General features: G+C 72.4%; 2 protein-coding genes and 1 pseudogene. 1 reads left to right on the top strand and 2 read right to left on the bottom strand.

The window, feature by feature from the left end:
* Window positions 1–56 precede the first annotated feature (56 nt).
* A complete protein-coding gene (locus BJF79_RS33370) occupies window positions 57–662 on the top strand; it encodes an MMPL family transporter (protein ID WP_075903437.1) in 606 nt (201 codons plus the stop codon).
* Between the two features lie 59 nt (window positions 663–721).
* On the opposite strand, the pseudogene BJF79_RS33365 reads toward BJF79_RS33370, so the two are convergent.
* Together BJF79_RS33365 and BJF79_RS33360 are read right to left on the bottom strand one after the other, a co-directional pair.
* Window positions 722–3210: pseudogene (locus BJF79_RS33365) on the bottom strand (sugar phosphate nucleotidyltransferase); the annotation flags it as partial.
* A complete protein-coding gene (locus tag BJF79_RS33360; protein WP_075903435.1) occupies window positions 3207–3932 on the bottom strand; it encodes a CDP-alcohol phosphatidyltransferase family protein in 726 nt (241 codons plus the stop codon). The pseudogene BJF79_RS33365 and the gene BJF79_RS33360, both read right to left, overlap by 4 nt.
* Window positions 3933–4187: the final 255 nt, after the last annotated feature.

Genomic DNA, 4187 nt, shown 5'->3' with positions numbered 1-4187 from the left:
GAGATCGACTTCGCCGACACGGTCTACGGGATCTTCCCGATCATGCTGGGGCTGGTGTGCCTGCTGACGTTCGTGCTGCTGGCGCGGGCGTCCGGTCTCTGCTGCTCGCGCTGAAGGCGGTCCTGCTGAACCTGCTGTCGCTCGCGGCGGTGCTGGGCGCGATCGTCCTGGTGTGGCAGCACGGGTACGGCGGCGACCTGCTGTGGGGCATCTCGGCGACGGGGTCGGTCGCGGCGTTCGTCCCGGCGATGGTGTTCGCGTTCCTGTACGGGCTGTCGATGGACTACGAGGTGTTCATCCTCGCCCGGATGCGGGAGGCGTACGACCGCACCGGGTCCACCCGCGCGGCGGTCGTCGAGGGGATCGGGCGGACGGGACGGCTGGTGACGAGCGCGGGCCTCATCCTGTTCCTGGCGTTCGCGTCGCTGGCGGCCGCGCCGATCATCGAGGTGAAGATCTTCGCGACCGGGCTGGGGATCGGGATCCTGCTGGACGCGACGGTGGTGCGGGCGCTGCTCGTCCCGGCACTGGTGTCGCTGTTCGGCCGGTGGAACTGGTGGCTGCCCGGGTGGGCGGCGCGGGTGCTGCGGGTCGAGCCGTCGCCGCTGCCCGCGCCGGAGGAGAAGGAGAAGGAGAAGGAGCGGATCGCGGCGGCGGTCTGAGGGCCCGGCGGCAGCGCTCTCGGCGGCGACCGCCCCGAGAGCGCGCCGCCGTCAGCGCCCGCGCGCTCCACCACGACGGCCCACTCCTCCAGCAGGGACTGGGCGGCGTCCGCGTCGGGACCCTCGGCCCACAGGTGGGTGACGGGTTCGGACGGGTCGGGCAGGACGAGCGCCCAGCGGCCGTCGTCCTCGACGACGCGGACGCGTCGGTGGTGTCGACGGTCCGGTCCCCCGCGGCCTCGACGACGTGCCGCATGACGCTGCCCTTCGCGGCCCACGGCGTCGGGACGGAGCGGCGCAGCAGGTGCGCGTCGGGGATCCGGCGGTCGATCCGGGAGAGCGTCAGCCGGGTGCGGGCGACGAGCCCGACGAGGCGGACGAACGCCGCGATGCCGTCCACGGTGCCGCTGAACTCCGGCATGAGGAAACCGCCGCGGCCGTCCCCGGCGAAGATCACCCCGGGGCGGGCGGCGGCCTTGGTGAGGACGTCCTGGGACGTGGAGGTCCACTCGACCTGGACGCCGTGGAACCGGCAGACCTGCTCGGCGACGCGGGTGGTGGTGACGGGCAGCGCGACCCGGCCGCCGCGCCGCTCGGCGGCGACCAGGTCGAGCATGACGAGCAGCGCGCGGTCGTCCCCGACGAGTTCGCCGTTCTCGTCGACCAGGGAGATCCGCTCCCCCACCGGGTCGAACCGGACGCCGAACGCGGCGCGCGACGACGACACCAGCTCGCCGAGCCGTTCCAGGTCGCGCATCCGCTCGGCGAGGGTCTCGGTGGGGTTGGCCTCGTCGAGGCCGTGGTTGCGGGTGAGGACCTCCACGCCGATCTGGCCGAGCAGGGCGGGCAGGACGAGCGAGGAGACGCCGCCCGCGCAGTCCAGGACGATCTTCAGCCCGGCCTCGCGGACGCCGCTGATGTCGACGCCGCGCAGCAGCTCGCGGATGTAGGTCTCCACGACGCGCGGCGGGTAGGTCAGCTCGGCGATCTCGCCGGGGAACGCGCGGCGGTACTCCTGGCGGCCGAAGACCCGTTCGAGCTTGCGCTGCGCGCCCTGCGACAGGTCGGCGCCGCCGGGGTCCAGGAAGAGGATGTCGACGCCCTGCGGGTCGCCGAGGGTGGTGCGGATGTAGATGCCGCCCGCCGATTCGGCGCGGCCGGTCTCGAACCGGGCGACGGTCAGCGGCGCGGCCTCCAGGTCCCGCACGTTGATCGCGCTGGACGTCAGCGCGCTGATCACCGCGCGTTTGAGGGTGCGGGCGGCGCGCGACACGTCCCGGCCGGTGACGACGGTGGTGCCCTTCTTCAGCGTGGTGGCGTAGGCGCTGGCGAGCCGCACCGCGAGCTCGGGGGTGATCTCCACGTTGATCAGGCCGGACACGCCGCGCGGGCCGAACAGGTTGCGCTGCCCCCGCGACTCCCAGATGACGCTGGTGTTGACGACGGCGCCGGCCTCGATCGTCTTGAACGGGTACACCTTCACGCCGCTGGACACGTAAGCCTCGGCCTCGATGACGCACTCGTCGCCGACGACCGCGCCCTCCTCGACGCGCGCGCCGGTCATGATGTCGGTGTTCTTGCCGATCACGCAGCCGCGCAGGTTCGTGGAGGGCGCGACGAACACGTTGTCGTGGACGACGGCGCGGTGCAGGAACGCGCCCTCCTTCACGACCACGTTGCTGCCGAGCACCGTGTACTCGCGCAGTTCGACGCCCGCCTCGACCTTCGCGTAGTCGCCGATGTAGAGCGGGCCCTTGAGGACGGCCTCGGCGTCGACCTCGGCGCCCTCGGCGACCCGCACGCCCGGGGACAGCTCGAACCCGCCGAGGTCGATGCCGACCAGGCCGGACAGCATGTCGGCCTGCGCCTTCAGGTAGCTCTCGTGGGTGCCGACGTCCTCCCAGTAGCAGTCGGCGACGTACCCGAACAGCGGCGCGCCCGCGGCGAGCAGCTTGGGGAACACGTCGCCGGACCAGTCGACCGGCTCGCCGGGCGCGACGTGGTCGAGGACCTCCGGCTCCATGACGTAGATGCCGGTGTTGACGGTGTCGGAGAACACCTGCCCCCACGTGGGTTTTTCCAGGAACCGCTGCACGCGGCCCTCGTCGTCCACGATGATGATCCCGAACTCCAGGGGGTTCGGGACCCGCTTGAGCCCGATGGTGACCAGTGCGCCGTTGCGCTCGTGGAAGCGCACCATGTCGGTCAGGTCGATGTCGGTGAGGGCGTCGCCGGAGATGACCAGGAACCGGTCGTCGCGCAGCGCCTCCTCGGCGTTCTTGACGCTGCCGGCGGTGCCGAGCGGGATCTCCTCGGTGGCGTAGCTCAGCGACATGCCGAGCTCTTCGCCGTCGCCGAAGTAGTTGCGGATGAGCGCGGCGAGGAACTGGACGGTGACGACGGTCTCGGTGAACCCGTGCCGCTTCAGCAGGCGCAGCACGTGCTCCATGATGGGCCGGTTGACGAGCGGGAGCAGGGGCTTGGGCTGGTTGGCGGTCATCGGACGCAGCCGCGTCCCCTCGCCGCCCGCCATCACGACGGCCTTCATCGGGGGGTCTCAGCTCCCTTCTGGTCGCCGGCCGGGGGATCCGCGGCGGGGTCGCGCGGGGGGCCGTGCGGCGGGCCGGACCCGTCCTCGGCCTGCGAACCCGGCGGCGAGCCGCGGCCGGCCGACATGAGTCGCCGCGTCTGCGCCCAGTACAGGACGGCCGCCCACCAGTACAGGGCCGTCCCCCAGATCGCGAAAGACCATCCGATGATCTTCGCGGCGGTCGCCGCGCCGCCGTCGTGGTCGCCCAGCAGCAGCAGCGGGAACGCGTACAGCAGGCAGAACGTCGCCGTCTTGCCGATGAAGTGGACCGGCAGCGTCCCGTTGTACCCGAGCCGCCGGACGAGCGGCGCGATCGGCACGATCGCGACCTCGCGGGCGACCAGCAGCGCGACCAGCCACAGCGGGATGATCTCGCGGATGGTGAGGCCGACGAGGGTGGCGAGGATGTAGAGCCGGTCGGCGGCCGGGTCGAGGACCATGCCGAGCTTGCTCGTCTGGTTCAGGGCCCGCGCGAGCATGCCGTCCAGCCAGTCCGACAGCCCGGCGGCCACCAGCAGCCCGAGCGCCCACCAGTCGGCCTCGACCAGGACGAGCCACAGGAACAGCGGGACTCCCACGAGCCGCGCCATGCTGAGCACATTGGGCACCGTGAAGATCCGCCCGGTCGCCTCGGACGCCGTCCCCGTCTCGGTGCTCACCGACGCGCTCGCCTCCCCCATGCCCTTGATGTTGACCTTACAGGTCAACCTTGGAAAGACCCCGCCGCGGATCATGTGAGCGCGATTACCCTCGGCGGCGCGTCCGCCGAGGTCAGCGAGGGGCGATCGCGCGGCCCGCGGGGAGGGTCGCGGTGACGGTGAACCCGCCGCCGGCGGCGGGACCGGCGTCCAGGGTGCCGCCGACGCAGCGCGCCCGCTCGATCATCCCGAGCACGCCGAACCCGGACGGCCCGCCGGGCGGCCCGCGGGCGCGCC

The organism is Actinomadura sp. CNU-125, from assembly GCF_001942465.1.
Taxonomy (GTDB): domain Bacteria; phylum Actinomycetota; class Actinomycetes; order Streptosporangiales; family Streptosporangiaceae; genus Spirillospora.
The sequence above is the reverse complement of the archived record's forward strand: the minus strand, read 5'-3'. Positions and strand labels throughout refer to the sequence as shown.